Raw genomic sequence first — 1761 nt, 5'->3', positions numbered from 1 at the left:
CGGCCAGCGCGGCCGCCGCCGCGCGGCCGGTGCGGGCCAGGCCCAGGACGCCCCAGCGCTTGTCGGCAAAGGCCGGCGAGGTGATCATGTTTGCAGCGTCCTCCCCCTCCATGCGCCACGATAACGCCGTGGCACACGCGGTGCGGGGTGTGCGAGGGTGAGGGAGAGGACGCTGCGGACAGGCACGGCGCTCACCGAAGTTTCAGTGTCGCCAGGCCCGCCAAGGCGAGCAGGATGGCGATGATCCAGAAGCGGATCACCACAGTCGATTCTTTCCAGCCTTTCTTTTCATAATGATGGTGGAGAGGTGCCATTCGGAACACACGCTTTCCGGTGGTCTTGAAGCTGATGACCTGGATGATCACCGACAGGGTTTCGAGCACGAACAGGCCGCCGATCACCAGCAGCACCAGTTCGTGGTTGGTGATCACCGCGATGGTGCCGAGTGCGCCGCCCAGGGCCAGGCTGCCGGTGTCGCCCATGAACACCATGGCCGGCGGCGCGTTGAACCACAGGAAGCCCAGGCAGGCCCCGATCAACGCTGCGCAAAAGACGGCAAGCTCGCCGGAACCCGGCACGTGGTGGATGCCGAGATAGTCGGAAAAACGGATGTTGCCGACCAGATAGGCAATCACCGCAAAGGCCGCCGCCGCAATGATCACCGGCATGGTGGCCAGGCCATCCAGGCCGTCGGTGAGGTTCACGGCATTGCCGAAGCCGGTCACGATGAAGGCGGCAAAGGCGATGTAGAACAGGCCGAGGTAGAGGCCGGCGTCCTTGAGGAACGGCAGATAGAGGGTGAAGCCGGTGCGGCTGGCGATCCACGAACAGGCGAGGCCGGCAATCAGGAATTCCAGCCCCAGCCGCACCCGGCCCGAAACGCCCTTGTGGCTCTGCTTCGTCACCTTGTCGAAATCGTCCATGAAGCCGATAGCGCCAAAGCCCAACGTGACCAGCAGTGCCGACCAGACAAAGCCGTTGCCGACATCCATCCACAGCAAGGTGGAGATGGTCATGCCGATCAGGATCAGGAGGCCGCCCATGGTTGGCGTGCCGCGCTTGGTGAGCAGGTGCCATTCCGGCCCGTCCTCGCGGATGGGCTGGCCCTTGCCCTGCTTGGCGCGCAGCATGTCGATGAAGCGCGGCCCCAGGATCAAGGCGATGGCCAGGCTGGTCATCAGCGCCGCGATCGCGCGGAAGGTGATGTAGCGGAAGAGGTTGAAGATGCCTTCAAAGCCCAGCAGATCGGCAATCAGGTTGATCATGACAGCACCTCTGCAGCGGCCAGCGCATCGATGACGCGGGCAAGGCCAATCGAGTTGGAGCCCTTGACCAGCAGCACGTCGTCGGCCGCGATCAGGCGGGTGATTTCCGCCAGCGCGGCATCGGCATCGGCAACATGGCGCACATCGATGCTGCGCCCCAGGGCGGCGGCCAGCGGCTTCATCTCGGCGCCCACCAGAACCGCGGCCTCCACCCCTGCATCGGCCATGTGCGGCGCCAGCCCGGCGTGGAACTCGTCCGACAGCGCGCCCAGTTCCTTCATGCCGCCCAGCAGTGCCAGGCGGCGGCCATGGCGGGCGGGTGCGACGTCTTTCAGTACGGCAAGGCTGGCCGCCATGCTTGCCGGGTTGGCGTTATAGGCTTCATCAATGATCACCGCCTGGCCGCCAGCGGCCGGCACGCGCAGGCGGCGGCCGCGGCCGGGCAGGCCGTTCAAATCAGCGAGCGCCAGGCCGGCCAGCGCGAGATCGCCACCCG

General features: G+C 65.9%; 2 protein-coding genes. Both read right to left on the bottom strand.

The window, feature by feature from the left end:
* Positions 1 to 191: 191 nt before the first annotated feature.
* Positions 192 to 1265 (bottom strand): phospho-N-acetylmuramoyl-pentapeptide-transferase, encoded by a 1074-nt coding sequence (gene mraY / locus GJ693_RS15815; protein ID WP_156257191.1) that lies wholly within the window; start codon positions 1263 to 1265, stop codon positions 192 to 194.
* Positions 1262 to 1761 (bottom strand): glutamate ligase domain-containing protein (locus GJ693_RS15810; RefSeq protein ID WP_328598846.1); only part of this gene is annotated, 500 nt, incomplete at its 5' end. The genes GJ693_RS15810 and mraY, both read right to left, overlap by 4 nt.

It is taken from the genome of Sandarakinorhabdus oryzae (genome assembly GCF_009733735.1).
Classification (GTDB): Bacteria; Pseudomonadota; Alphaproteobacteria; order Sphingomonadales; family Sphingomonadaceae; genus Sandarakinorhabdus; species Sandarakinorhabdus oryzae.
Note: the sequence above shows the minus strand (reverse complement) of the source record. Positions and strands in the feature narration are given on the sequence as shown.